The following is a 24,583-nucleotide window of genomic DNA, read 5'->3' as shown; positions in this document are numbered from 1 at the left end:
GGCCGGGACCGGGGCGCGGGGCGCTGCGGGGGCCGCAGCCTTGGCGGGGGCTGCTGAGGCGGCGGCGAGGGCCTTGGCCACATCATCCTTCATCACGCGGCCATCGCGGCCCGTTCCGGTGACCTGATCGCGGCTGATGCCGGCCTCTGCCATGGCTTTCTTGGCGGAGGGGGCATCTTCGATATCGGTGCCGGGACCTGCATTGCCGGCGGGGGGCGTGTCGTATTGTGTGCCCTCAGCGACAGATGCTTCGGTCTTGGCCGGGGCGGCGGCGCTGCCCGATCCGCTGATCACGGCAAGCTTGCCATTGGCCTGAACGGTCGCCCCTTCTTCGGCGATGATTTCGCTCAGCGTGCCGGCGGTGGGGGCAGGAACCTCTACCGAGACCTTATCGGTTTCCAGCTCGCAGAGCATTTCGTCCTGCGCCACGGTGTCGCCGACCTTCTTGAACCACGTCGAAACAGTCGCTTCAGAGACGGATTCACCAAGGGTGGGGACCATGACATCGGTCGTAGACGCTTTGGCCTCGGTGCCCGCGTCTGCCTTGGCGGTTTTCTTCTGCTCGGAAGGGCGCGGTTCGGTGGTTTCGGGGCCGGCATCCCCCGCTTCGGCGATGTTCGCCAGAAGGGCGTCGACGCCGACGGTCTCGCCTTCCTGCGCGACGATATCGGCCAGCTTGCCTGCGACGGGCGAGGGCACTTCGACTGTCACCTTGTCGGTTTCCAGCTCACAGAGCATTTCATCCACAGCGACAGCGTCGCCGGGCTTTTTGAACCAGGTGGCCACGGTGGCCTCGCTCACGGATTCACCCAAGGTGGGCACGCGGACTTCGGTTGTCATGGCTTATTTCCCTTCAATCGTCAGGGCGCTGTCAACGAGCGCCGCTTGCTGTGCTTTGTGCATGCTGGCCAGACCCGTTGCGGGCGAGGCCGATGTTTCGCGACCCACATAGCGCGGGCGGGCGTGCTGTGCCTTGATCCGACCCAGAACCCATTCAAGGTTGGGTTCCATGAAGGTCCAGGCACCCTGGTTCTTGGGCTCTTCCTGACACCAGATCATTTCGGCCTGCGGAAAGCGTTCCAGTTCCTTCACTGCGGAGATCGCCGGGAAGGGGTAAAACTGTTCGAATCGCAGGATGTAGACATCGTCGATGCCACGGGCGTCGCGTTCTTCGAGCAGGTCATAATAGACCTTGCCCGAACACATCACGACGCGCTTGATCTTGTCATCCGGCGCCAGTTTGGTTTCGGAATGGCCCTGTTCGGCATCATCCCACAGCACGCGGTGGAAGCTGGATCCGGTCTGGAACATGTCGGCATTGGACACGGCCAGCTTGTGACGCAGCAGCGATTTCGGTGTCATCAGGATCAGCGGCTTGCGGAACGACCGGTGCATCTGGCGACGCAGGATGTGGAAGTAGTTCGCCGGGGTGGAGCAGTTGGCGACGATCCAGTTGTCCTGTCCGCACATCTGCAGAAAGCGTTCCAGACGGGCGGAGGAGTGTTCCGGCCCCTGACCTTCGTAGCCATGCGGCAGAAGGACCGTCAGGCCCGACATGCGCAGCCATTTTGATTCACCCGAAGAGATGAACTGGTCGAACATGATCTGCGCGCCGTTGGCGAAGTCGCCAAACTGCGCCTCCCACAGGGCGAGGGCGTTGGGTTCGGCCAGCGAGTAGCCGTATTCAAAGCCCAGAACCGCATATTCCGACAGGGCGGAATCGATGGGTTCAAAGCGCGCCTGACCTTCGCGGATGTTGTTCAGCGGGTAGTAACGTTCTTCGGTCTCCTGGTTGATCAGGCCCGAATGACGCTGGCTGAAGGTGCCGCGAGTCGAATCCTGACCGGAGAGCCGGACCGGATATCCCTCTGTCAGCAGCGAGCCGAAGGCGAGGGATTCAGCGGTTGCCCAGTCAAAACCCTTGCCGGTGTTGAACATCTCGGCGCGGGTTTCAAGCAGACGGCCCACTGTCTTGTGCAGTGGAAAACCCTCGGGCGCTGCGGTCAGTGCGGCACCGATCTGTTCCATCGTCTCGGGTTTGATCGAGGTCTTGCCACGCTGATATTTGCCATGCTTCTGCCGGTCGAGATGCGACCAGCGGCCATCCAGCCAGTCGGCCTTGTTCGGCTTGTAGGTTTTTCCAGCCTCGAATTCGTCATTCAGCTTGGCCTGAAACGCGGCTTTCATATCCTCGATTTCGCCTTCGGGGATGAGACCGTCCTTGACCAGACGTTCGGTGTAAAGCGTCAGCGTGGTCTTCTGTTTCTTGATCTTGGTGTACATCACCGGGTTTGTGAACATGGGCTCATCGCCCTCGTTATGTCCGAACCGGCGGTAGCAGAAGATGTCCAGAACGACATCCTTGCCGAATTTCTGGCGGAACTCGGTCGCGACCTTGGCGGCATGCACCACGGCCTCGGGGTCATCGCCGTTGACGTGGAAAATCGGCGCCTCGACCACCAGCGCGTTGTCGGTGGGATAGGGGGAGGAGCGCGAGAAATGCGGCGCAGTGGTGAAACCGATCTGGTTGTTCACAACGATATGCATGGTGCCGCCGGTGCGGTGACCGCGCAGGCCCGAAAGGGCGAAACATTCAGCAACGACACCCTGACCGGCAAAGGCTGCATCGCCGTGCAGCAGGATCGGCATGACCTGCGTGCGGGTCGGATCGCCGAACTGGTCCTGCTTGGCGCGGACCTTGCCCAGAACGACCGGGTTCACGGCCTCAAGGTGGCTGGGGTTGGCGGTCAGCGACAGGTGGACCGAATTGCCGTCGAAATCCCGGTCGGAAGAGGCGCCGAGGTGATATTTCACGTCGCCCGAACCATCCACATCCTCTGGCTTGAAGCTGCCGCCCTGGAATTCGTTGAAGATGGCGCGATAGGGTTTGTGCATCACGTTGGCGAGCACTGACAGACGCCCGCGGTGGGGCATGCCGATGATCATTTCCTTCACACCCAGCGCGCCGCCGCGCTTGATGATCTGTTCCATTGCGGGGATCAGGGATTCGCCACCATCAAGGCCGAACCGCTTGGTGCCCATGTATTTCACATGCAGGAACTTCTCGAATCCCTCGGCCTCGACCATCTTGTTCAGGATGGCCTTGCGCCCTTCGCGGGTGAATTTGACTTCCTTGCCGTAGCCCTCGATCCGCTCTTTCAGCCAAGCGGATTGTTCGGGGTCGGAGATGTGCATGTATTGCAGCGCGAAGGTGCCGCAATAGGTCCGTTTCACGATATCAAGGATCTCGCGCAGGGATGCGATCTGCAGGCCCAGCACGTTGTCGATGAAGATCGGGCGGTCCATGTCGGCATCGGTGAAGCCGTAGCTCTTGACGTCCAGCTCGGGGTGGTGGGTCGTCTCGCGCATGCCGAGCGGGTCAAGATCGGCGGCAAGGTGGCCCCGGATGCGGTAGGCGCGGATGATCATCAACGCGCGGATGCTGTCCAGAACCGCGCGCTTGACCTGATCGTCGGTGAGCGAGACGCCTTTTTCGGTGGCCTTGTCCGTGATCTTCTTGCCGGCGGCCTTTGCCTCGGGGGCCATGGCGGGCATGGTCCATTCACCGGTCAGCGCGGCGGTCAGATCATCACTGGGCTGCAGCGGCCAGTCGGCGCGCGCCCAGCTGGGTCCAGAGGCGTCTTTCTTGACTTCGATCCCGTCATCCCCAAGCGCCTTGAAGAAGGCCTGCCAGGACTCGTCCACGGCGCCGGGATCGTTGGCGTAGCGCGCGTACATCTGTTCGAGGTACTCGGCATTGTGTCCCTGCATGAAGGAGGAGGCGTGGAACTGGTCGTTCGGGGATTGGTCGGTCATGTTGGCACCTCGGGCGAGATTGAACCTTAAATGGGCAGAACCGGGCAGCCTATGCTGCCCGGTCCGTGGGGTAGGAATATGCCTACCCCTGTCACTTTAGCCGATTGCCTTGAGCACAGCTTCGCCCAGCCCTGCAGGGCTTTCGGCGACGATGATCCCTGCGGCTTTCATGGCTTCGATCTTGTCTTCGGCACCGCCCTTGCCACCGGCGACGATGGCACCGGCATGGCCCATGCGACGCCCGGCAGGCGCCGTGCGACCAGCAATGAAACCGGCAGTCGGCTTCCAGCGGCCTTTTTTGCGCTCATCCGCAAGGAACTGTGCTGCGTCTTCTTCGGCAGATCCGCCGATTTCACCGATCATGATGATCGAGTGGGTTTCGGGATCGGCGAGGAACATTTCGAGCACGTCGATATGTTCGGTTCCCTTGATGGGGTCACCGCCGATGCCAACTGCTGTCGACTGGCCAAGGCCGCTGTCGGATGTCTGTTTCACAGCCTCATAGGTAAGCGTGCCCGAGCGCGACACAACCCCGACGGAACCACGTTTGTGGATGTGGCCGGGCATGATGCCGATTTTGCAGGCGTCCGGCGTGATCACGCCGGGGCAGTTCGGGCCGATCAGACGCGACTTGGAATTTTCCAGCGCGCGCTTGACCTTCATCATATCGAGCACCGGAATGCCTTCGGTGATGCAGATGATCAGCTCCATCTCGGCATCAATCGCTTCGAGGATGGAATCGGCAGCGAAGGGTGGCGGCACGTAGATGACACTCGCATTCGCTTGTGTCATGTGCTTGGCCTCGTGGACCGAGTTGAAGACCGGCAGATCGAGGTGGGTCATGCCACCTTTGCCGGGAGTGACGCCGCCGACCATCTTGGTGCCATAGGCGATGGCCTGTTCGGTGTGGAACGTGCCCTGCGAGCCGGTGAGGCCCTGACAGATCACTTTGGTGTTTTCGTCGATTAGGACTGCCATGTTTTCAGTCTTCCCTTGTGTCTCGGGCGGATCAATGCCGCTCCGCTTGCGCCGTCAGTATTCGGCGCTGTCATCATCCACGAGTTCATCGAGTGCCCGGACCGCGATCAGCGCGCCGCCCATGAGCATCAGGGTCCGGCCCAGCGAGCGGGTGAGATTGCGCGGAATGAACCCGGCAATCCCGTCGCGTGCTGCACGGGCGACATCGCGGCCACCCCTGATATCCTTCAGGCGCACATGATCTGCCGGTTCGGGCAGACGAAGTACGTCAGGTTCGATCCGGCGGGCGGCAATGCCGATTCCCACCATCGCGAGCCCTAGAAGGATAGGGCCGTATCCCGGATCCCGGTTCACCCCTTGACTGCTTTCACGATCTTTTGCGCGCCGTCTTTCAGGTCGTCCGCAGCGATCACGTCGAGGCCAGAGTTACGGATGATCTCCTTGCCCTTTTCGACGTTGGTGCCTTCGAGGCGCACAACCAGCGGAACCTTGAGGCCGACTTCTTTCACCGCAGCGATCACGCCTTCGGCGATGACGTCACAGCGCATGATGCCGCCGAAGATGTTGACCAGGATGCCTTTGACCTGCGGGTCAGAGGTGATGATCTTGAACGCTTCGGTCACTTTCTCTTTGGTGGCGCCGCCGCCGACATCGAGGAAGTTGGCAGGTTCGGCACCATAAAGCTTGATGATGTCCATCGTTGCCATGGCGAGACCGGCACCATTGACCATGCAACCGATTTCGCCGTCTAGGGCGATGTAGTTGAGGTCGTATTTGGAGGCCTGCAGTTCCTTGGCATCTTCTTCAGTGGTGTCGCGCAGCTCTGCGATGTCCGCGTGGCGGTACATGGCGTTGCCGTCAAAGCTGACCTTGGCATCAAGAACCTTGAGGTCGCCGCCGTCGGTGACGATCAGCGGGTTGATCTCAAGCATCTCCATGTCTTTTTCGATGAAGGCTTTGTAGAGCAGACCCATGAGGCCAACGCATTGCTTCATCGCCTTGCCTTCGAGGCCGAGCGTAAAGCCGATGCGGCGTCCGTGGAACGGCTGGTAACCGGTCGCGGGATCCACAGAGAAGGACAGGATTTTTTCGGGAGTCGCTGCTGCAACCTCTTCGATGTCCATGCCGCCCTCGGTCGAGCAGACAAAGGATACGCGGCTGGTGCCGCGATCCACCAGCAGGGCGAGGTAGAGTTCGGTTTCGATGCCGGAGCCGTCTTCGATGTAGACGCGGTTGACCTGCTTGCCTGCGGGGCCGGTCTGGTGCGTGACCAGCGTGCGGCCCAGCATCTTTTTCGCTTCCTGTGCGGCCTCTTCGACCGACTTTGTCAGGCGCACACCGCCCTTTTCGCCGGCATCGGCTTCTTTGAAAGAACCCTTGCCGCGTCCACCTGCGTGGATCTGCGCCTTGACGACCCAGAGAGGTCCGTCGAGTTCGCCTGCGGCCGTCTTGGCCTCGTCTGCCTTAAGGACTACGCGGCCATCGGACACCGGAGCGCCGTAGCTGCGCAGCAGGGCTTTCGCCTGATACTCGTGGATGTTCATTAGAAACTGTCCCGTCTTGCTGCGATTGCATCGTGTATAGGCATAGAGTTTCCCCATGTTTAATGGAAAAATCATCGATGAAGCGCATTTGCGATATTTTTCGACTTTTGTGATCACACGATTGACGGCTGTGATCACAAATTCCACCCGAGCTTTGTTCACCGCCTCCAAAGTGATCCAGAGCAGAGATTCGCGGCGCCATTGCCCTGTTTCGGGAAGGCGACGGAATGTGAGAAGCGTGCGGGAGGGGGAGTTGTGGCTGCGTTTGGCGGTGCAATGCAAGACTGGACGGGGCTGATCGGAGGTGTGCCGTGCAAATAGGGGCAGCCGGTTCTCGTGCCCGGGCTGGATAAGGTCTGATGTTGCGTGGGACAGGGGGGCCTGAATGTGGTCTGGAGGTCAGGCCGGGCATCAAAAGACAGTCCACGTCCTGAGCGTTGTCGGCACCGGGGGCATCTGCGCTACAATTTCGGGGCCGCAGATACAGAAACGGCCCCGGGGATTTGCACCCCGGGGCCGCAGCAGATGGATTTAGGCCAGCGAGGGGTCGATGCCTTTGCAGGCTTCGACCAGACCTTTGACGGCGGTGACCGAATTGTCGAACATCGCCTGTTCGTCCTTGGTCATCTTGATGTCGACGACCTTTTCGATGCCACCAGCGCCGATGATCGTCGGCACGCCGACGTAAAAGCCCTTGAGGCCGAATTCACCGTCACACCAGGCCGCGCAAGGCAGCAGGCGTTTCTGGTCTTTCAGGTAAGCCTCGGCCATTTCGATGGCGCTGGTCGCGGGGGCGTAGAAAGCCGACCCGGTCTTGAGCAAACCAACGATTTCGGCGCCGCCGTCACGGGTGCGTTGCACGATGGCGTCCAGTTTTTCTTGCGTGGTCCAGCCCATCTTGATCAGGTCGGGCAGGGGGATGCCGCCAACGGTCGAATAGCGGGTCAGCGGCACCATGGTGTCGCCATGTCCGCCGAGCACGAAGGCGGTGACATCCTTCATCGAGACGTTGAATTCAAGGCTGAGGAAATGGCGGAAGCGTGCGGAATCAAGCACACCGGCCATGCCGCAGACCTTGTGCGCGGGCAAGCCCGAGAACTGCTGCAGTGCCCAGACCATCGCATCGAGCGGGTTGGTGATGCAGATCACAAAGGCGTCGGGGGCGTTTGCGGCAATGCCTTCGCCCACGGATTTCATGACCTTGAGGTTGATGCCAAGCAGGTCATCGCGGCTCATTCCCGGCTTGCGCGGGACACCTGCGGTGACGATGCAAACATCGGCACCGGCGATGTCGGCGTAATCGTTGGCACCCTTCAGCGAGGCGTCAAAGCCTTCGGACGGCCCGGATTCGGCGATGTCGAGCGCCTTGCCCTGCGGCGTTCCCTCGGCGATGTCGAACAGGATGATGTCGCCAAGTTCCTTGATGGCTGCGAGGTGGGCAAGAGTGCCCCCGATTTGTCCTGCGCCGATAAGGGCAATCTTCGGTCTGGCCATGGATGCTGTCTCCGCTCCGTTGGAATTTCCCGCAATGGCTAGTGCGTTGCGCCGACCGGTGCAAGAGTGCCGCAGAGCAGCGTGGCAGCGACGGGGGGCTGTTTTCGCGAGTGCCAAGCGGATAAGCCTAGGTGAACAAGGCATTTTGAGGGCTGCGACGTGGACCTGTTGACTCTTTCGATTCTGGCTGTGGCCATCCCCGCTGTGCTGTTTGCGGGCATTTCCAAAGGGGGATTCGGATCGGGGGCGGCGTTTGCCAGCTCTTCGATTCTGGCGATCGTTCTGGATCCGGGGCAGGCCTTGGGCATCATGCTGCCGCTGCTGATGCTGATAGATGCGACAAGCCTGCCTGCCTATTGGAAGAAATGGAGCTGGCCGGATGCGCGGGTGCTGTTAGTGGGGGCGGTGCCGGGGACGATTCTGGGGGCGGTGTTCTATCGGATGGCCAATCCGGACGTGATCCGCTTTCTGATCGGGGCCATCGGGATTGCCTTTGTCGCATGGCAGATGGCGCAGAAGGCGGGGCTGATCCAGTTGGCGCAGCGGCGGCTTGGCGCGCGGACTGGGCTGACTGCAGGTGTCGCCATCGGGTTTACCAGCTTTGTCAGCCATGCCGGGGGGCCTGCGGCAGCGGTCTATCTTCTGGGGCAGCGCCTGCCCAAGACAACCTATCAGGCCACCACTGTGCTGGTGTTCTGGGCCGTTAATCTGTTCAAATCGGGGTTTTATGCCTTTATGGGGATCTTTACGCTGCAGACCCTCACGCTCGACCTTGCGCTGGCGCCTTTTGCCGTGCTGGGCACATGGCTTGGCATTCGTGCCCATTCAATGGTGCCCGAACGCCTGTTCTTTGGCCTGACCTATGTGATGCTGACTGTCACCGGTGCAAAGCTGATCTGGGACGCGCTGAGCTGAGCCGTCACGCCCCGATGCGCGCCCTTTCAGGCGTCTTTGCCATCGGGTGGAAGCATTTCGGCCAAAGCCTCAAACGCCTGACCGCTGGCGACAAGACAGGTCATGCCATCGGTGCGTGTGATTGTGATGGTCCAGGTTCCGGTATCACTCGACGCAAAAACCTCGACCACGGAATTGTTGGTGCCAAGGCCCATGGATTGCCGGGTTTCCCCGTATTTCGAGGCGAGCCGGTCCACGACCTTTTCGCGTGGCGCGCAATTATTGGCCTGCGCCAGCGCAGGTCCTGAAATGCTCAGGGCCAGAACAGCGCCGGTCAATACAGCCTTCAACATTCGGTTCATGACGTACCCTTTCGGATCGGGGGCAGGGGCGCGGTGCGCAGGCCTGCCCGAATGATGTCCCTGTTTCCGAAATGCGCCCTTTCCCGTCGCAGGCGTTCCGGCCCTGTACAGACTGCGCCCAAGACGTTGAAATAAAGGTTAAGGCTGCGTCCTGCCGTGCAGCTGCAGTATGATTGCTGCAATGCAGCACTTTCTCGCTTGATCTTTTTGGTAAAAAATGGCCAAAACTGCGCAATATTGTTTCAATAGGATATCCCGATGGACATGCGTGCCCGCCCTTTCAGATCTGTCCTGTACATCCCGGCGTCGAAAGAGCGTGCCTTGGAAAAGGCGCGCAAGCTGCCGGTGGATGCGATCATCTTTGATCTGGAAGATGCCGTAGCACCCGACGAAAAGCTTCGCGCCCGCGACACCCTGCGCGCCGCCTTGGCGGAGGGTGGTTTTGGGCATCGCATGAAGATCGTGCGGATCAATGGATTTGACACCAAATGGGGTCGTGACGACGCCGCCGCCGTGGCGGAGATGGCTTGTGATGCGGTGCTGCTGCCCAAGGTGGACAGCCCCGAACAACTGGACGCACTGGCCGCCGCCACCGGTGATCTGGATCTTTGGGCAATGATGGAAACCCCGCGCGGCATGCTGAACGCCGCCGCCATTGCGGCGCATCCGCAGTTGCGCGGCATGGTGATGGGGACCAACGATCTGGCGCGTGAGCTGAACAGCCGCGCCAATCCCGAGCGCACGGCGATGATGCCGGCGCTTGGCCTGTGCCTGCTGGCCGCCAAGGCCGAGGGGATCGTGATCATCGACGGTGTCTACAACGCCTTCAAGGATGACGACGGGTTGCAGGCCGAATCTGTTCAGGGCCGCGACATGGGGTTTGATGGAAAATCCCTGATTCACCCGGCGCAGATCGATGTGGTTAACGCGGCCTTTGCCCCAAGTGCGGCAGAACTGGATCTGGCGCGGCGTCACATCGCCGCGTTCAATGCCGCTCAGGCCGACGGGCAAGGCGTTGCGGTGGTCGATGGCCGGATCGTGGAAAACCTACACGTTGCCACGGCACAGGAAGTTCTGGCAAAAGCGCAGGTAATAGAAAAAATCGCAGCGGAGTAATTCATGCCCTTCCTCGTCTTCGGCCTTCTCCTCTGGGTGGGCGCACATATCTTCAAACGGGTGGCCCCGGCCCAACGCGACGGTCTTGGCGCATCGGGTAAGGCGATTATCGCTGTTCTGATCACCGCCGGGCTGATCCTGATCATCCTTGGCTATCGCGACTCGCCGTTCATCACGGTGTGGACGCCGCCTGCCTTCATGGTTCACATCAACAACCTGCTGATGCTGATCGCGGTCTTTGTCTACGGGATGAGCGCGACAACCGGGCGTCTGCGTGGCAAGTTGCGTCACCCGCAGCTGACGGCGGTCAAGATCTGGGCTGTGGCGCACCTGCTGGTGAACGGCGATCTGGCGTCAATCCTGCTGTTTGGCACCATGCTTGGCTGGGCCGTGTCCGAAGTGATCCTGATCAACCGCGCCGGACCATGGGAGCGCCCCGCGCCGGGTCCTGCGAAAAAGGATATTGTGCTGGTCGTCATCACCCTTGTGATGTTCGGGGTGATCACGGGCATCCATACATGGCTCGGCGTGTCGCCGTTCCCGGGGTAAGGGCATGAAACTTTACAGATTTCTCAGCGAAGACGACACTTCAGCCTTTTGTCACAAGGTCACCGTGGCATTGAACAGAGGCTGGGCGCTGCATGGCGCGCCCACCTATGCCTTTGATGCTGCCAATGGCGTGATGCGCTGCGGGCAGGCGGTGACCAAGGAGGTCCCTGGGGAGTATACGCCCGAGACGAAACTGGGAGAGCAGTGAATGCTTAAGACCGTGCAGAAGACCAATGCAGGGCGGTTCTTTGAGGATTACTGCATTGGTCAGATGATCGACCACGCCGTGCCGCGCACCGTCGGCACGGGAGAGCGGGCGATGTATCATGCGCTTTATCCCGCACGGCATGTTCTGTATTCGTCTGATGCCTTTGCGCAATTCAGTGGTCTGGCTGCCAGCCCGCTGGACGACATGATTGCCTTTCATGTGGTGTTCGGCAAGACCGTGCCGGATATCTCGCTGAATGCCCGCGCCAACCTAGGTTATGCCGAGGGCAGGTGGCTGAAGCCGGTCTGGCCCGGCGACACCCTGCGCGCCCAGTCCGAGGTGATCGGTCTGAAACAGAATTCCAACGGGCAGACCGGAGTTGTCTGGGTGCGATCGCGCGGTCTGAACCAGCATGACGAGACGGTGCTGGAATACGTCCGCTGGGTCATGGTCAAGAAACGCGACCCAGAGTCGCCCGCACCAGAAACCATGGTGCCGGATCTGGCCGAGGTGCTGGAGCCTGCCGCGCTTGTGGTGCCTGCCGGGCTGGATTTCACCCGCTACGACAGCACGCTGGCGGGGGAGCCGCATCGGTTGCGTGACTACACCGTGGGTGAAACGATCGATCATGTGGATGGCGTGACGATCGAGGAAGCCGAGCACATGATGGCGACGCGGTTGTGGCAGAACACTTCGAAAACCCATTTCGACGGCACGATGCGCGATGATGGATCAAGGCTGATCTACGGCGGACATGTGATTTCCATGGCGCGGACGCTATCGTTCAACGGGCTTGCCAATGCACAGATGATTGCCGGGCTGAACGCCGGAAGTCATGCCAACCCCTGTTTTGCCGGGGATACGGTGCGGGCCTGGTCCGAAGTGCTGGACCTGGCCGAGACCGCGGCACCGGGCGTGGGCGCGATCCGGCTGCGGCTGGTGGCGACCAAGGGCGGCGCGCCGTTCACGCTGCGGGATGACGGGGGAAAATACCTGCCGCATGTGCTGTTGGATCTGGATTACTGGGCGCTCATGCCCTTGTGATCAGATGCGGCGCGGGGGTGTTACAAACAATCGATAATGCTGCCGTGCAGCATTATCAGCGCCCACTGCTTTGAGTCCGTTGAGCTCTTAACCGGATTAAAAACTCTCGCCTTTACCAATCGGAATGAAAGCGGCTAGGCTTGATCAGCTTTCCTTTGAAAGGCGATGATGACAACAGATGAGAACCTTCCGAATCTGATCCTTCAGGCCATCGGTGCGGGTGCTTGGGACTGGGATATTTCTCGCCAGAAGTTTGTCGCCAGCCCGGTCTTTGCCACGATCTTCGGACTTGACCCCGACAAGACGGTCTATACCGATGAGGATTGGCGCCGGAGTGTCCATCCGGATGATCTGGCCCGGACCGAAGCGCATCTTACCGAAGCGGTGGCGGCGCAGACTCCCTATGTGCTGACCTATCGTATCATCAGACCGGATGGAAAAACCGTCTGGGTCAAAGGGCAGGGTCGGGTGATCGAGACGGATGCGTCTGGGCGGGCGACGCGCATGGTGGGCGCGTTGCGGGACGTCAGCGACAGCAAGGATCTGGAGCAGACCCTGGCAGAGTCCGAGAGTCGGCTCATGGATATCGTCGAGAGTGTCCCGGGGGCGATCCTGCGCCATGAGGTGGTTGCGGGCGGTCTGAACCAATTCGTCTATCTTAGTCAGGGGTGCGCCGAGCTGTTCGATCTGCCCATGGAGACAATTGCAGCAGACAAGGGGCGGATCCGCCAAGTTTTCTCGTCCGGGGATCTGAATGTGTTTGATGCACTTTACACGCATCAGGCGAGCGATGCACTGCCGTTCGAGCGCAAGGTCGATATTCTGACGGCCCAGAAGACCCGCAAACGTGTCCATGTCATCGCACGGCCCAAGGTGCGACCGCAGGGTGGGGTGATCTGGACCACCGTCATTCTGGACATCACCCGTCATGCAGAGCTGGAGGCGGATCTGCTGAAGTCGCGAGAAATGCTGCTGCATACGCAGAAGATGGAAGCCATCGGCGAGCTGAGCGGCGGTATGGCACATGATTTCAACAATCTGCTGACCGTTATTCTGGGCAATCTTGAATTGCTCAAAGAGGACGTCTTGATCGAGCATCATGGCGACTATATCGCTGAAGCGATCGCTGCGACCAGACGTGGCAGCGAGCTGACACGCAACCTGCTTAGCTTTGCGCGGCGGGCGCCGCTGCGGCCCCAGACCCTTGATATAAACGAAGTGATACAGGGCCTGCATAGCATGATGCACCGGACGCTGCCTGGGCATATCGAGCTTCAGACCAGTTTGATGGGCGGGCTATGGCTTACTCGGCTGGACCGAAGCCAAGTGGAAAACGCGGTGCTGAACCTTGTCATCAATGCGCGGGATGCGATGAGCCAAGGTGGCAAATTGACGATAGAGACCGCGAATATCCGCCTCAACGACGACTATATCCAAGAGCGGCAGGAATCGATTCCGTCGGGTCGCTACGTGATGGTTGCCATCACGGACACCGGCACGGGGATACCGCGCGAAATTCTTGAGCAGGTGTTCCAGCCGTTTTTCACGACCAAAGCGGCGAACGGTGGAACCGGCCTTGGATTGTCGAGCGTTCTGGGATTTACGAAGCAGTCGGGAGGTACGACGCAGATCTATTCGGAGCCGGGCGTCGGTACCTCGGTCAAGATGTATTTCCGGGCGGATCCCAGCGCGACGGCCTTTGTGCCGCGCACACCCGATGCACCGCAGGCGCGGGCCGGCCAGAAGATGCGTATCCTGCTGGTCGAAGATGAGGCCGCAGTCCGCAAGGTCATGCGGCTGCGTCTGGAAGCAGAGGGCTGTCAGGTCATCGAAGCGCGCAGCGGTGATGAGGGGTATCGCATCTTTCTGTCCGAGCGGCCCTTTGATCTGATCGTTACCGACATTGTCATGCCGGGCAAGCTGATGGGCACGGGCATGATCCGGGAGCTGCGCAAGATCGACGACAACATCCGAGTCATATTCATGTCCGGCTATCCGACCGAGGCCGCGATCCATGGCAATGGCGTCCACGCCGAGGATCTTCAGATAATGAAGCCGGTGTCACGCGATGACCTGATCCGTGCCATAGAGAAGGTGATGCGGAGCACTCAGGCGGGTTGACGCAGCGCCACCCGGTTCCGCAAGGCTGAGAATCAGCAAAAGGGGCAAGTCTTGGCTAAGGAAAACTTTACATCGCGCATCTTGTGATCACACTTTTATTTGTGTGATCACAAAACTCTCGCATTTGCAGCATTTGTTGTAAAAAACCGGCCTTTGCGGCGGCTCGTCCCGTGACAGGACGGAAAAAAGGATTAGAACGATTGCAAGGAACCGAAAAGGACAGACACATGGCCGACGTGAACCGGGGCAACCGCCCGCTGTCACCGCACCTTACCATCTATGCACCGCAGCTGACGTCGATGACGTCGATCCTTACCCGGATCACCGGGAATGCGCTGATCTTGGGGATGATCCTGATTGTCTGGTGGCTGATTGCCGCTGCGTCGGGCGCAGAGTCTTTCTCAACCGCCGATGCGGTGCTCACCTCCTGGTTTGGCGATCTTGTCATGTTCCTGTCGCTCTGGGCGCTTTGGTATCACACGCTGGCCGGTGTTCGGCATTTGATCTGGGATCAGGCCGTGGGTCTTGACCTCGATACGGCCTACAAACTTGGCTACGCCGTGATCGCCGGATCGGTGATCCTGACCATCCTGACCGTCATAATCCTCTGAAGGAGCGCAAAATGGCTTATCTGACCGACCGTAAGCGCGCCACTGGCTGGGGGTCCGCCAAATCCGGGACGCAGCATCACTGGTCCATGACAATATCCGCAGTAGCGCTGCTGATCCTCATTCCGCTGTTCATCTTCACCTTCGGCAGCATCCTCGGATCTTCATATGAAGAGGTGAGCGCCTATTATTCCCGCCCCTTCCCGGCGATTGTCGCTGCCCTGACGATCCTGGTGTCGTTCAAGCATTTCAACAGCGGTTTCCAAATCCTGATCGAAGACTACGTACATGGGCCAATGGAAAAGGTCTGCATCATTGGCATGACCATCATCTCTTACGGCGCCGCGGCAACTGGCCTTTTTGCCATTGCCAAGCTGGCCCTTTGAACGAACACCGGAGCAACAGATAAATGGCTGCATACGAATACGAGACGCATGATTATGACGTCGTGGTTGTCGGCGCCGGTGGCGCGGGCCTGCGTGCGACCCTCGGCATGGCCGAACAGGGCCTTCGCACCGCTTGCGTTACAAAGGTTTTCCCGACCCGCTCCCATACCGTGGCGGCACAGGGCGGCATTGCGGCGTCCCTGTCCAACATGGGCCCCGACCACTGGCAGTGGCACATGTACGACACCGTCAAGGGATCGGACTGGTTGGGTGACACGGATGCTATGGAATACCTCGCTCGGGAAGCGCCAAAGGCGGTTTACGAGCTGGAGCATTACGGTGTGCCGTTTTCGCGCACCGAAGAGGGCAAGATCTATCAGCGCCCCTTTGGCGGTCACACGACGGAATTTGGCGAAGGCCCCGCCGTGCAGCGCACCTGTGCCGCTGCTGACAGGACCGGCCATGCGATTCTGCACACGCTGTATGGGCAGTCGCTGAAGAACAACGCGGAATTCTACATAGAATATTTCGCCATCGACCTGATCATGACCGATGGTGCCTGCACTGGCGTTGTCTGCTGGAAGCTGGACGACGGCACGATGCACGTCTTCAATGCCAAGACAGTCGTGCTGGCAACTGGCGGCTATGGCCGCGCCTATTTTTCGGCCACTTCCGCCCACACCTGCACTGGCGACGGTGGTGGTATGGTGGCGCGCGCAGGACTGCCGCTGCAGGACATGGAATTCGTGCAATTCCACCCGACCGGCATCTACGGTGCGGGCTGCCTGATCACCGAAGGCGCGCGGGGCGAGGGTGGCTACCTCACCAACTCCGAAGGCGAGCGGTTCATGGAGCACTATGCGCCCAACTACAAGGATCTCGCGCCGCGCGACTATGTTTCGCGATGCATGACGATGGAGATCCGGGAGGGTCGCGGCGTTGGCAAGGATGCCGACCACATCCACCTGAACCTGAGCCACCTGCCCAAAGAGGCGCTGCACCTGCGCCTGCCGGGGATCTCCGAATCCGCGCGCATCTTTGCGGGTGTGGATGTGACCAAGGAACCGATCCCGGTTATCCCGACCGTGCACTACAACATGGGCGGTATCCCCACCAACTATTGGGGTGAGGTGCTGAACCCGACCGAAGGCAATGCCAACGCTGTGGTTCCGGGCCTGATGGCCGTGGGCGAGGCGGGCTGTGCCTCTGTGCATGGAGCAAACCGTCTTGGGTCGAACTCGCTCATCGACCTTGTGGTCTTTGGCCGTGCCGCCGCGATCCGCGCAGGCAAGGTTGTTGACAGCGACGCCGCTGTGCCAGCAACCAACACCGCCAGCGTGGAAAAGGCCTTTGACCGCTTCGACGGGTTGCGCAACGCCAAGGGCAGCATCGGCACCGCCGAACTGCGGCTTGAGATGCAGAAGACCATGCAGCGCGACGCAGCCGTTTTCCGCGAATCCAGTACGTTGGAACATGGCGTCAAGGAAATGACGGCCATCGCCGGCAAGATGGCCGATATCAAGGTCACGGACCGCAGCTTGGTCTGGAACTCGGATCTGATGGAGACTCTGGAGCTGACCAACCTCATGCCCAACGCTCTGGCGACGATCTATGGCGCCGAGGCGCGCAAAGAAAGCCGTGGCGCCCATGCGCATGAAGATTTCGGAACCCGCGACGATGAAAACTGGCGTGTTCACACGATCAGCCGCGTCGACGGTGCCAAGGTCACGCTGACCCATCGCCCGGTGATCACCGAGCCGCTGAGCACCGAGGCCGATGGTGGCATTTCGCTCAAGCGGATCGCGCCGAAAGAGCGGACGTTCTGATGAGACTTCTCGCGCGCCGCTGGATCCTGTTGTCTTTGCTGCCTGTCGCGTTGAGCGCCTGCACCGTCGAGACACAGGACCAGCTGGCGCGCAGCGCGGCGCGGTCGACCACGTCCAAGGTTCTGGCCCAGCGTTTGCCCGGGGTACCGCTGCAGCCGGCGGCGAACTGCGTGATCGACAATGCCAATGCACAGCAAATCTTGGCGCTGGCTGCGGATTCCGTGACCGGGCCGACGGAAGCGACCTATCAGGTCGTGACCGGCATCCTGCAAAAACCCGAGACCCTGCGTTGTTTGGCGGCCAATGGCCTGCCCGCGCTGTTGCGATAGGAGAGAGACATGGTTGAACTGACACTCCCCAAGAATTCCCGGATCCAGACCGGCAAGACCTGGCCCAAGCCCGAGGGTGCCAAGAACGTTCGCAAATTCAAGATCTACCGCTGGAACCCGGATGACGGCAAGAACCCGCAGGTTGATACCTATTTCGTCGATATGGACACCTGCGGGCCGATGATCCTGGACGCGCTGATCAAGATCAAGAACGAGATTGATCCTACGCTGACCTTCCGCCGGTCCTGCCGCGAGGGCATCTGCGGGTCCTGTGCGATGAACATTGGCGGCATCAATACGCTGGCGTGCATTTATGGCATGGACGAGGTGAAAGGTGATGTGGCGATTTATCCGCTGCCGCACATGCCGGTGATCAAGGATCTGATCCCGGATCTGACGCATTTCTACGCCCAGCACGCCAGCATCATGCCATGGCTCGAAACCAAGACCAACCGCCCCGCCAAGGAGTGGAAGCAGTCGATCGAGAGCCGCGAAAAGCTTGATGGGCTATATGAATGCGTGATGTGCGCCTGCTGCTCGACCTCGTGCCCAAGCTACTGGTGGAACGGCGATCGGTATCTTGGACCCGCAGCCCTCTTGCATGCGTATCGCTGGATCGTTGATTCCCGGGACGAGGCAACAGGCGAGCGTCTGGACGAGCTTGAGGATCCGTTCAAGCTGTACCGCTGCCACACGATCATGAACTGCGCCAAGACCTGCCCCAAAGGGCTGAACCCCGCCAAAGCGATTGCCGAGATCAAGAAACTGATGGTCGAACGCAGGGTCTGAGCAAAGCACAAGATAATTTGGAGCAGTACGAAACGGGGTCGTCTTTGACGGCCCCTTTTTCTTGGTCATGCGGTTGTTGCATGGCGAGGATGCGCAAAGGGCGGGTGACGGATGGTACCCGGGGGTTTAGTTGAACCGGTGTGGGGGGATACTGAGAAAGAGAAAGTCAGTCCGATGACCGAAATCACACAGCTTCAGACCCCCGCCGCGCGCGAGGCGCTTGAGTTTCTGGAACAGGCTTATGCCTATTCCACGCCAAAACAGGAACCGCGCATCTCCAAAGACACTGCAGAGAGTGACGCGTATCTCGCTTATTTCGAAGCGGCCTGAACCCCATCCTGGATTGGCCGGGCTCGTCCGGCCTGCTTCATGGTGCGTGACAGGTTGCCGCTGACTGTAAGGGCGATATCATCGTCTGACAGAACCATTTAACGGACAGGAGAGCGCATGATTGCCGTTGTCGGGCTGATCCTTGCCTTTGTCCTTGTCGCGATCTTTTCAAATCGCAAGACGCGTCTGTGCCGCTGGCGCGAGAATCGCAGCGATGGGCAGGCAAGCTATACCTGCGTCTATTGTGGCGCAGTGACCTCTGGCCCCGTGGGTCAGCCACCCAAGGTCTGCCTGCGTGACGTTCCCCTATCCGGCAGTTGAGGCGTGACCCTGCCGGGTTGCAAATCGGTCTTTTCAGGCGTCACATGCCCCTGACAGGAGCCTGAACATGACACAGCCTTTCGACGCAGAAGCCCGCCGCGCCGTTGCCCCGGTGATCTGCTATCCTACGGAAACCCTGCCACAACCGGATATGGCCCTCTATGCCCGCGCTTTAACCAACGCCCGGAAAGTCGATGAGGTTGTCGTTCCGGCGCGGGATGCCGGGGTGTTTCAGGTCCGCTCAGGCCAGTTCTTTCGAATCGGCTGCATTGAGGGCCCGCAAGTTGGGGATCTGAACCTCTGGAATGCCGGGGATCTGACCGAAAGGTTCTACTCGGGCAAGACCCGCGCCCTGCACGGCAGTCATGTCGGCACCGGTGATCGTCTGTGGTCTGCCTTTCCACATCTGCGGCCCATGACGACCCTTCTGCAGGACAGTCTGGACTGGTACGGGATTGATGCTTTTGGTGGCGCGGTACACGATGTGATCGGGACGCGCTGTGATCCCTATACCGGGCACCTGCTGAACGGTGGGCAGTATCATCATTGTTGCCATTCAAACCTGACCCGCGCGCTGGCCGACCACCTTGGCATATCCCTGGCCGAGGCCGAGCCACATGTGCATGATGTGCTGAACGTGTTCATGTGCACCGGGTTTACGCGCGGCACCGGCCAGTATTTCATGAAGGCTAGCCCAGTGCGGCCGGGGGATCATCTGACGTTCTTTGCCGAGATTGATCTGCTGGGCGCTCTGAGCGCTTGTCCGGGCGGCGATTGTTCGTCCGAGCATTCCAGTGAAAGCGCGGTGTGTCATCCCCTTGTGGTGGAGATCTTCGCACCGCAAGACGGGATGCTCGAGGGGTGGATGCCGCCCGTGACCAGCGGATATGACCGCAGCCACGGGAGGTAAAGGATGTGGTTCCGGCCCCGAAGGGCCGGGCTTGTCTTTGGGTCAGGCGAAAGCTGCCTCAAGCGCGATTTCGACCATGTCGCCAAAGCTCTTTTCACGATCTTCCGCGGGCAGCGCTTCGTGCGTGATCAGATGATCGGACACGGTCAGCAGGGCCAGCGCTCGCACGCCGTATCGGGCCGCAAGGTTGTACAGCTCTGCCGCTTCCATCTCGACCCCCAAGATGCCGTGACGGATCATCTGTTCATTCAGATCCGGGCGTTCATCATAGAACACATCCGCCGAATAGATTCCGCCCACATGGGTCGGGACCTTACGCGCCTCTGCGGCCAGAACGGCGGCCTGCAAGAGCGACCAGTCGGCACAGGGCGCAAAATTGAGTTCCCGGAAGATGCCGCTGGAGGGTGTGGAAAACGAGCTGGCGGTCATTGCGACAATCACATCGCGGATCTTGACCTTGTCCTGCATCCCGCCGCAGGATCCGATCCGGATCAGCGTCTTTGCACCAAAATCACGGATCAGTTCATTTGCGTAAATGGAAAGCGATGGCATTCCCATTCCCGATCCCTGAATGGTAACCGAATGTCCACGCCAAGTGCCGGTGTATCCCAGCATTCCGCGCGTTTCATTTACCAGTTCAGGGTTTTCGAGAAAGGTCTGGGCCGCCCATTTCGCACGATAAGGATCGCCGGGCATCAGAACCGTTTCTGCGATCTGGCCCGGCTTCGCGCCGATATGGATAGTCACGCGATCAGATCTTCATCTCGTCCAGGGACTGACCCGCGTCCAATGCGGAAATAATCCAGTTGGGTTTGCGCCCGCGGCCGGTCCAGGTCTGGCTTGAGTCAGCGGGATTTGCGTATTTCGCGGCGCTTTTCGATCCCTTGACGGTTCCGCCCAGCAGTTCATCAAGCGAAAAGCCATATTCTTTTGCAGCATGTTCTGCTGCCTTCTTGGCTTCGGCCTTGCGACGTGTATCGATCGTCTTCAGGGCTTTGTCGACATCTGCTTTCAGCTTTGTCAGGTCGTCTTTGGAAAGTGTATCAAGATCTATTTGCATTGAAGCCTCCTATATGGCCCCGCTTATTTTAAAAAGATTAATTATTGGCAAGCGTCTTTTTGTGTCAGGCTTAGTATTGTGCTGAGATTAAGCGAAAGCACGCTCAACTATTGCGCGAGCGCGCTTTGTAGAGGCAAGTTTTTAAAAATCGCTTATTCAGCGGCAGTTGCCTTAGCGTCAACTAATGAAACTATGTCTTTCATGATGGTGTTCAATTCGAAATCCTTGGGGGTATAGACCTTGGCAACACCCATTGCTTTCAGCCTTATTGCGTCGTCATCAGGAATAATGCCGCCAACAATTACCGGAATGTGACTCAATCCGGCCTCTTTCATGCGTCGCATCATGTCTTCAACCAGCGGTATGTGACTGCCTGAAAGAATGGACAAGCCCACGACATGCGCGCCGTTTTCTGCAGCACGCACGATTTCTTCGGGAGTGAGGCGAATTCCTTCGTAGTCAATTTCCATTCCGCAGTCGCGTGCGCGAAAGGCAATCTGTTCTGCGCCATTGGAATGCCCGTCCAATCCGGGCTTGCCCACCAGAAACCGCAGGCGTGCGCCCAGACGGTCACTGACGACATTGACCGCCTCGCGGATCTCTTCCAGGCCTTCGGTCTTGTTCGAGATGGATTTGGACACGCCTGTCGGTCCACGGTATTCGCCGTAGACTGCACGCATCTGTGCGGCCCATTCGCCGGTGGTCACACCCGCCTTGGCGCAGGCAATCGACGGCTGCATGATGTTGCGCCCTTCTGCCGCAGCAGCCCGCAGATCGGTGAGCGCTGAAGCGACTGACCCACCATCACGTTCTGCTTTCCAGGCGTTCAGCCGGTTGATCTGATCCTGTTCCATTGCGGGGTCGACGACCATGATGCCGCCATCCTCGTCCATCAGAGGAGAGGGTTCGGTTGCCGTAAAGCGGTTGACGCCGACGACGGTTGTTTCGTTCCGTTCGATCCGGCCCAGACGTTCGGCATTGCTGTCGACCAGACGGCCTTTCATATATTCGATGGCGTTGATTGCCCCGCCCATGGATCCGAGGTTTGCAAGTTCGGCCCGTGCGCCGTCTTTCAGCGCTTCGACCTTGCGATCTACCGCGGGGTTTCCGTCAAAGAGGTCGTCGAATTCCAGCAGATCGGTTTCATAAGCCATGATCTGCTGCATGCGCATTGACCATTGCTGATCCCAAGGGCGGGGCAAGCCAAGCGCCTCGTTCCAAGCGGGCAATTGCACGGCACGGGCGCGGGCGTTTTTTGAAAGTGTGACAGCCAGCATCTCGATTAGGATACGGTAGACGTTGTTTTCCGGCTGCTGTTCGGTCAGCCCCAATGAATTCACCTGCACCCCATAGCGGAAGCGGCGATGTTTCGCATCGGTGATTCCGTAGCGGTCGCGCAGCAATTCGTCCCAGAGATCGACAAAGGCGCGCATCTTGCACATCTCGGTGACAAATCGGATGCCCGCATTGACGAAGAACGAGATACGCCCGGCGAGAGCCGGGAAATCCTCGGCTGCGACGCGGGGCTGCAATTCATCCAAGACGGCTGTCGCGGTGGCGAGGGCAAAGGACAGCTCTTGTTCTGGCGTCGCTCCTGCCTCTTGCAGGTGGTAGGAACAGACGTTCATCGGGTTCCACTTGGGGACATGCGTGTAGCAGTATTCGGCCACATCGCCGATCATCTTGAGCGAGGGTTTCGGCGGGCAGATATAGGTGCCGCGCGACAAGTATTCCTTGATCAGGTCGTTCTGCACTGTGCCCTGCAATGCGGAAATATCGGCGCCCTGTTCTTCGGCCACGGCGATATAGAGCGACAGCAGCCAGGGCGCTGTCGCATTGATCGTCATCGAGGTGTTCATCTGATCGAGCGGGATATCGTCGAACAGTGCGCGCATGTCGCCCAAATGGCACACAGGCACGCCGACCTTACCGACCTCGCCCCGTGCAAGGATGTGGTCGCTGTCATAGCCGGTCTGGGTCGGTAGATCAAAGGCGACCGACAGGCCGGTCTGCCCCTTGGCGAGGTTTCCGCGATAGAGCGCGTTCGACGCCTTTGCGGTGGAATGTCCCGCATAGGTCCGGATCAGCCAAGGCTTGTCAGGCTGGCGGTTGGACATGCCTGTCGATGTGTCTTTGGTCGTATCGCTCATGGGGCCACCCTGTTTCAGTGAAGCGGTCGATGTGTTTGGGATGCAATTTTATTACGTTTAGATATCCATATGAGAAATTTTATGAGTATGTCAATTCGCTGCGTTGCGGCACGACGAAGCAGCAAGAGCGATGTTATCACTCGGCTGAAGAAAGCGGAGGGGATTCATCCGTCCCGTATTGTTGTTAGCGCCAACTCCTTCCTTGCGCTGCAAAAGTGCGACCATATCGGTCACGGCCTGCCCTTGCCGCATTGCGTGTTTCTTGCGAACACTGGCGCATGACCTCAACGATATCCTTGCCGCTCTGGCTGTTTGTTTTGATCCTGCTGTTTGCGTGCGTGACGTTTGCGTCGCACTTCCTGTTTCCGTCCGTGCGCTGGTTTTTTCGCCGTCGCGCAGAACGGGTTGTGGCCCGGATCAATCAGCGACTTGAACGCCCGATCCAGCCTTTCAAGCTGGCGCGCCGCACGGACATGATCCAGCGACTGTGTTATGATCCGGAGGTGACCCAGGCTGTCGTGGACCATTCGCGGGTCAACAAGGTGCGCGAGGATGTGGCCTTTGAACTGGCGCGGCGCTATGCGCGGGAAATCGTGCCATCCTTTTCTGCCACCGCCTATTTCGGCATTGCGATCCGGCTGGCCCGCGTGCTTAGCAACGCGCTTTATCGGGTGAGGGTGGGGGATCATGACAGTCAATCCACGCAAGAGGTCGATCCGGATGCGACGGTGATCTTTGTGATGAACCACCGCTCGAACATGGATTACGTGCTGGTGACCTATCTGGCGGCCAACCGGTCGGCCCTGTCCTATGCGGTGGGGGAGTGGGCACGGGTCTGGCCACTGTCTTTTCTGATCAAGGCGATGGGCGCTTATTTCATACGTCGCAAGTCGCGCAATGCGCTTTATCGCCGGGTGCTGGCACGCTATGTCCAGATGGCCACGCAGGGCGGCGTCACACAGGCGCTGTTTCCTGAGGGGGGGCTGAGCCTGGACGGGGCCATCGCGCCGCCAAAAAAAGGTCTGCTGAAATATATCCTTGATGGTGCGGATCTGACGGCGCGGGATGTCGTCTTTGTGCCTGTGGCGCTTAACTACGACCGCGTGCTTGAGGACCGCATCCTGATGGCTGCGGATGCGAGCGGCACGCGGCGGTTCAGGGCGGGTCTTGGCGTCATTGCGGGGTTCGCGCTTCGGACGCTCTGGCAACGTATCAACGGAAGGTTTCACGGCTTTGGCTATGCGGCGGTGAACTTCGGGCCTGCGCTGTCTCTGCGCAGAAACCCGGAATTCGCGCAGGATGCGGATGCGCTTGCATCCGAGGTCATGCACCGCATTGCCAGTGTCGTGCCCGTGCTGCCGGTACCTATTGTGGCGCTTATGCTGCGCCTTAGCGGCCCGCAGACCCGTGTCCAGATGGAACTCAACTTTGCACAAAGCTTCCGGGGGCTGGGGGCAGATCATATGAAGTTGCCCCGCAACAACCGGGGCTATGTGGTGGAATACGGGCTGGATCGCCTTTTGTCGCGCGGGATCATCCAGGAACGCGATGGTGTCTATTCCGTGATCCCCGGGCAGGGCGCGGCGCTGGATTTCTATGCAAACTCGATCCGTCATCTGTTCTGACATAATTTCAGGCAGGGTTTGTAAATGCTGCATCCGCTCGGTCATAAAGTTGCAAAATAGAACTGTATGTTGTTGCAATGTTGCGTGATCACCTATATTCCAAGGGAAAAAGTCGCGATTCTG

Annotated in this window: 25 protein-coding genes; 15 read left to right on the top strand and 10 right to left on the bottom strand. The window is 59.5% G+C overall.

Going from position 1 to position 24,583, the window contains the following annotated elements; translation table 11 throughout:
* The 6 genes from P775_RS05335 to mdh all read right to left on the bottom strand — a co-directional run.
* On the bottom strand, positions 1 to 840 hold an 840-nt coding region (locus tag P775_RS05335), incomplete at its 3' end, for a biotin/lipoyl-containing protein (RefSeq protein WP_180287335.1).
* Between the two features lie 3 nt (positions 841 to 843).
* Positions 844 to 3,816, bottom strand: a complete 2,973-nt coding sequence (locus P775_RS05330; protein ID WP_099909995.1) for a 2-oxoglutarate dehydrogenase E1 component — start codon at positions 3,814 to 3,816, stop codon at positions 844 to 846.
* Between the two features lie 96 nt (positions 3,817 to 3,912).
* The gene (gene sucD / locus P775_RS05325) at positions 3,913 to 4,794 is read right to left on the bottom strand and encodes a succinate--CoA ligase subunit alpha (protein WP_099909994.1); all 882 of its coding nucleotides are present in this window, start codon (positions 4,792 to 4,794) and stop codon (positions 3,913 to 3,915) included.
* Between the two features lie 54 nt (positions 4,795 to 4,848).
* Positions 4,849 to 5,148, bottom strand: a complete 300-nt coding sequence (locus tag P775_RS05320; RefSeq protein WP_245875578.1) for a hypothetical protein — start codon at positions 5,146 to 5,148, stop codon at positions 4,849 to 4,851.
* Positions 5,145 to 6,338: an ADP-forming succinate--CoA ligase subunit beta gene (sucC, locus tag P775_RS05315; protein WP_099910001.1), complete on the bottom strand. Its 1,194-nt coding sequence runs from the start codon at positions 6,336 to 6,338 to the stop codon at positions 5,145 to 5,147. The genes P775_RS05320 and sucC overlap by 4 nt, the downstream gene beginning before the upstream one ends.
* Positions 6,339 to 6,869: 531 nt before the next feature.
* A complete protein-coding gene (mdh, locus tag P775_RS05310; protein WP_099909993.1) occupies positions 6,870 to 7,832 on the bottom strand; it encodes a malate dehydrogenase in 963 nt (320 codons plus the stop codon).
* 159 nt (positions 7,833 to 7,991) lie between these two features.
* On the opposite strand from mdh, the gene P775_RS05305 reads away from it, so the two are divergent.
* Positions 7,992 to 8,747: a sulfite exporter TauE/SafE family protein gene (locus tag P775_RS05305; RefSeq protein ID WP_245875577.1), complete on the top strand. Its 756-nt coding sequence runs from the start codon at positions 7,992 to 7,994 to the stop codon at positions 8,745 to 8,747.
* A 26-nt stretch (positions 8,748 to 8,773) separates the two neighbouring features.
* On the opposite strand, the gene P775_RS05300 is transcribed toward P775_RS05305, so the two are convergent.
* On the bottom strand, positions 8,774 to 9,079 hold the full coding sequence (locus P775_RS05300; protein WP_425439884.1) for a hypothetical protein: 306 nt from the start codon (positions 9,077 to 9,079) through the stop codon (positions 8,774 to 8,776).
* A 267-nt stretch (positions 9,080 to 9,346) separates the two neighbouring features.
* Here P775_RS05300 and P775_RS05295 point away from each other — a divergent pair, with 267 nt between their 5' ends.
* The 13 genes from P775_RS05295 (at position 9,347) to P775_RS05240 (ending at position 19,625) form a co-directional block, all read left to right on the top strand.
* Positions 9,347 to 10,204 carry an HpcH/HpaI aldolase/citrate lyase family protein gene (locus P775_RS05295; protein ID WP_099909991.1) on the top strand — a complete coding sequence of 286 codons (858 nt, stop codon included), beginning with the start codon at positions 9,347 to 9,349 and terminating at the stop codon, positions 10,202 to 10,204.
* Between the two features lie 3 nt (positions 10,205 to 10,207).
* Positions 10,208 to 10,753: an NnrU family protein gene (locus tag P775_RS05290; protein WP_099909990.1), complete on the top strand. Its 546-nt coding sequence runs from the start codon at positions 10,208 to 10,210 to the stop codon at positions 10,751 to 10,753.
* Positions 10,754 to 10,757: 4 nt separating this feature from the next.
* Entirely contained in the window at positions 10,758 to 10,961 is a 204-nt protein-coding gene (locus tag P775_RS05285; protein ID WP_099909989.1) for a DUF1737 domain-containing protein, read from the top strand.
* Positions 10,962 to 10,973: 12 nt separating this feature from the next.
* Complete coding sequence (locus P775_RS05280; RefSeq protein WP_099909998.1) at positions 10,974 to 12,005, top strand: MaoC family dehydratase; 1,032 nt, start codon at positions 10,974 to 10,976, stop codon at positions 12,003 to 12,005.
* A gap of 168 nt (positions 12,006 to 12,173) precedes the next feature.
* Complete coding sequence (locus P775_RS05275; RefSeq protein ID WP_180287334.1) at positions 12,174 to 14,126, top strand: hybrid sensor histidine kinase/response regulator; 1,953 nt, start codon at positions 12,174 to 12,176, stop codon at positions 14,124 to 14,126.
* 227 nt (positions 14,127 to 14,353) lie between these two features.
* Positions 14,354 to 14,737 (top strand): succinate dehydrogenase, cytochrome b556 subunit, encoded by a 384-nt coding sequence (sdhC, locus tag P775_RS05270; RefSeq protein WP_099909987.1) that lies wholly within the window; start codon positions 14,354 to 14,356, stop codon positions 14,735 to 14,737.
* Positions 14,738 to 14,748: 11 nt separating this feature from the next.
* Positions 14,749 to 15,120, top strand: coding sequence for a succinate dehydrogenase, hydrophobic membrane anchor protein (gene sdhD / locus P775_RS05265; protein ID WP_099909986.1), 372 nt, complete (start codon positions 14,749 to 14,751; stop codon positions 15,118 to 15,120).
* Between the two features lie 23 nt (positions 15,121 to 15,143).
* Entirely contained in the window at positions 15,144 to 16,946 is a 1,803-nt protein-coding gene (gene sdhA / locus P775_RS05260) for a succinate dehydrogenase flavoprotein subunit (RefSeq protein ID WP_099909985.1), read from the top strand.
* Positions 16,946 to 17,275 carry a hypothetical protein gene (locus P775_RS05255; protein ID WP_099909984.1) on the top strand — a complete coding sequence of 110 codons (330 nt, stop codon included), beginning with the start codon at positions 16,946 to 16,948 and terminating at the stop codon, positions 17,273 to 17,275. Before sdhA ends, P775_RS05255 begins: the two co-directional genes overlap by 1 nt.
* A 9-nt stretch (positions 17,276 to 17,284) precedes the next feature.
* Positions 17,285 to 18,064, top strand: coding sequence for a succinate dehydrogenase iron-sulfur subunit (locus tag P775_RS05250; protein WP_099909983.1), 780 nt, complete (start codon positions 17,285 to 17,287; stop codon positions 18,062 to 18,064).
* Between the two features lie 174 nt (positions 18,065 to 18,238).
* On the top strand, positions 18,239 to 18,394 hold the full coding sequence (locus tag P775_RS27940) for a hypothetical protein (protein ID WP_180287333.1): 156 nt from the start codon (positions 18,239 to 18,241) through the stop codon (positions 18,392 to 18,394).
* 117 nt (positions 18,395 to 18,511) lie between these two features.
* The gene (locus P775_RS05245; protein ID WP_099909982.1) at positions 18,512 to 18,715 is read left to right on the top strand and encodes a hypothetical protein; all 204 of its coding nucleotides are present in this window, start codon (positions 18,512 to 18,514) and stop codon (positions 18,713 to 18,715) included.
* A gap of 67 nt (positions 18,716 to 18,782) precedes the next feature.
* Positions 18,783 to 19,625, top strand: a complete 843-nt coding sequence (locus P775_RS05240) for an urea carboxylase-associated family protein (RefSeq protein ID WP_180287332.1) — start codon at positions 18,783 to 18,785, stop codon at positions 19,623 to 19,625.
* 42 nt (positions 19,626 to 19,667) lie between these two features.
* On the opposite strand, the gene deoD is transcribed toward P775_RS05240, so the two are convergent.
* The 3 genes from deoD to P775_RS05225 all read right to left on the bottom strand — a co-directional run bounded on the left by deoD (position 19,668) and on the right by P775_RS05225 (position 22,802).
* The gene (gene deoD / locus P775_RS05235) at positions 19,668 to 20,372 is read right to left on the bottom strand and encodes a purine-nucleoside phosphorylase (RefSeq protein ID WP_099909980.1); all 705 of its coding nucleotides are present in this window, start codon (positions 20,370 to 20,372) and stop codon (positions 19,668 to 19,670) included.
* Between the two features lie 4 nt (positions 20,373 to 20,376).
* Complete coding sequence (locus P775_RS05230) at positions 20,377 to 20,685, bottom strand: H-NS histone family protein (protein ID WP_099909979.1); 309 nt, start codon at positions 20,683 to 20,685, stop codon at positions 20,377 to 20,379.
* A gap of 152 nt (positions 20,686 to 20,837) precedes the next feature.
* On the bottom strand, positions 20,838 to 22,802 hold the full coding sequence (locus tag P775_RS05225; protein ID WP_099909997.1) for a protein meaA: 1,965 nt from the start codon (positions 22,800 to 22,802) through the stop codon (positions 20,838 to 20,840).
* 311 nt (positions 22,803 to 23,113) lie between these two features.
* On the opposite strand from P775_RS05225, the gene P775_RS05220 reads away from it, so the two are divergent.
* Entirely contained in the window at positions 23,114 to 24,460 is a 1,347-nt protein-coding gene (locus P775_RS05220) for a 1-acyl-sn-glycerol-3-phosphate acyltransferase (RefSeq protein WP_099909978.1), read from the top strand.
* Positions 24,461 to 24,583 lie beyond the last annotated feature (123 nt).

Origin of the sequence: Puniceibacterium antarcticum (genome assembly GCF_002760615.1) — a bacterium.
Taxonomy (GTDB): domain Bacteria; phylum Pseudomonadota; class Alphaproteobacteria; order Rhodobacterales; family Rhodobacteraceae; genus Puniceibacterium; species Puniceibacterium antarcticum.
The sequence above is the reverse complement of the archived record's forward strand: the minus strand, read 5'-3'. Positions and strand labels throughout refer to the sequence as shown.

Bases quoted from the DNA above. Each gene is read 5' to 3' on its own strand.
- P775_RS05330 (WP_099909995.1), bottom strand. From the start codon at position 3,816: ATGACCGACCAATCCCCGAACGACCAGTTCCACGCCTCCTCCTTCATG.
- sucD (WP_099909994.1), bottom strand. From the start codon at position 4,794: ATGGCAGTCCTAATCGACGAAAACACCAAAGTGATCTGTCAGGGCCTC.
- sucC (WP_099910001.1), bottom strand. From the start codon at position 6,338: ATGAACATCCACGAGTATCAGGCGAAAGCCCTGCTGCGCAGCTACGGC.
- mdh (WP_099909993.1), bottom strand. From the start codon at position 7,832: ATGGCCAGACCGAAGATTGCCCTTATCGGCGCAGGACAAATCGGGGGC.
- P775_RS05300 (WP_425439884.1), bottom strand. From the start codon at position 9,079: ATGTTGAAGGCTGTATTGACCGGCGCTGTTCTGGCCCTGAGCATTTCA.
- P775_RS05295 (WP_099909991.1), top strand. From the start codon at position 9,347: ATGGACATGCGTGCCCGCCCTTTCAGATCTGTCCTGTACATCCCGGCG.
- P775_RS05290 (WP_099909990.1), top strand. From the start codon at position 10,208: ATGCCCTTCCTCGTCTTCGGCCTTCTCCTCTGGGTGGGCGCACATATC.
- P775_RS05285 (WP_099909989.1), top strand. From the start codon at position 10,758: ATGAAACTTTACAGATTTCTCAGCGAAGACGACACTTCAGCCTTTTGT.
- P775_RS05275 (WP_180287334.1), top strand. From the start codon at position 12,174: ATGACAACAGATGAGAACCTTCCGAATCTGATCCTTCAGGCCATCGGT.
- sdhC (WP_099909987.1), top strand. From the start codon at position 14,354: ATGGCCGACGTGAACCGGGGCAACCGCCCGCTGTCACCGCACCTTACC.
- sdhD (WP_099909986.1), top strand. From the start codon at position 14,749: ATGGCTTATCTGACCGACCGTAAGCGCGCCACTGGCTGGGGGTCCGCC.
- sdhA (WP_099909985.1), top strand. From the start codon at position 15,144: ATGGCTGCATACGAATACGAGACGCATGATTATGACGTCGTGGTTGTC.
- P775_RS05255 (WP_099909984.1), top strand. From the start codon at position 16,946: ATGAGACTTCTCGCGCGCCGCTGGATCCTGTTGTCTTTGCTGCCTGTC.
- P775_RS05250 (WP_099909983.1), top strand. From the start codon at position 17,285: ATGGTTGAACTGACACTCCCCAAGAATTCCCGGATCCAGACCGGCAAG.
- P775_RS27940 (WP_180287333.1), top strand. From the start codon at position 18,239: ATGACCGAAATCACACAGCTTCAGACCCCCGCCGCGCGCGAGGCGCTT.
- P775_RS05245 (WP_099909982.1), top strand. From the start codon at position 18,512: ATGATTGCCGTTGTCGGGCTGATCCTTGCCTTTGTCCTTGTCGCGATC.
- P775_RS05240 (WP_180287332.1), top strand. From the start codon at position 18,783: ATGACACAGCCTTTCGACGCAGAAGCCCGCCGCGCCGTTGCCCCGGTG.
- P775_RS05230 (WP_099909979.1), bottom strand. From the start codon at position 20,685: ATGCAAATAGATCTTGATACACTTTCCAAAGACGACCTGACAAAGCTG.
- P775_RS05225 (WP_099909997.1), bottom strand. From the start codon at position 22,802: ATGTCCAACCGCCAGCCTGACAAGCCTTGGCTGATCCGGACCTATGCG.
- P775_RS05220 (WP_099909978.1), top strand. From the start codon at position 23,114: ATGACCTCAACGATATCCTTGCCGCTCTGGCTGTTTGTTTTGATCCTG.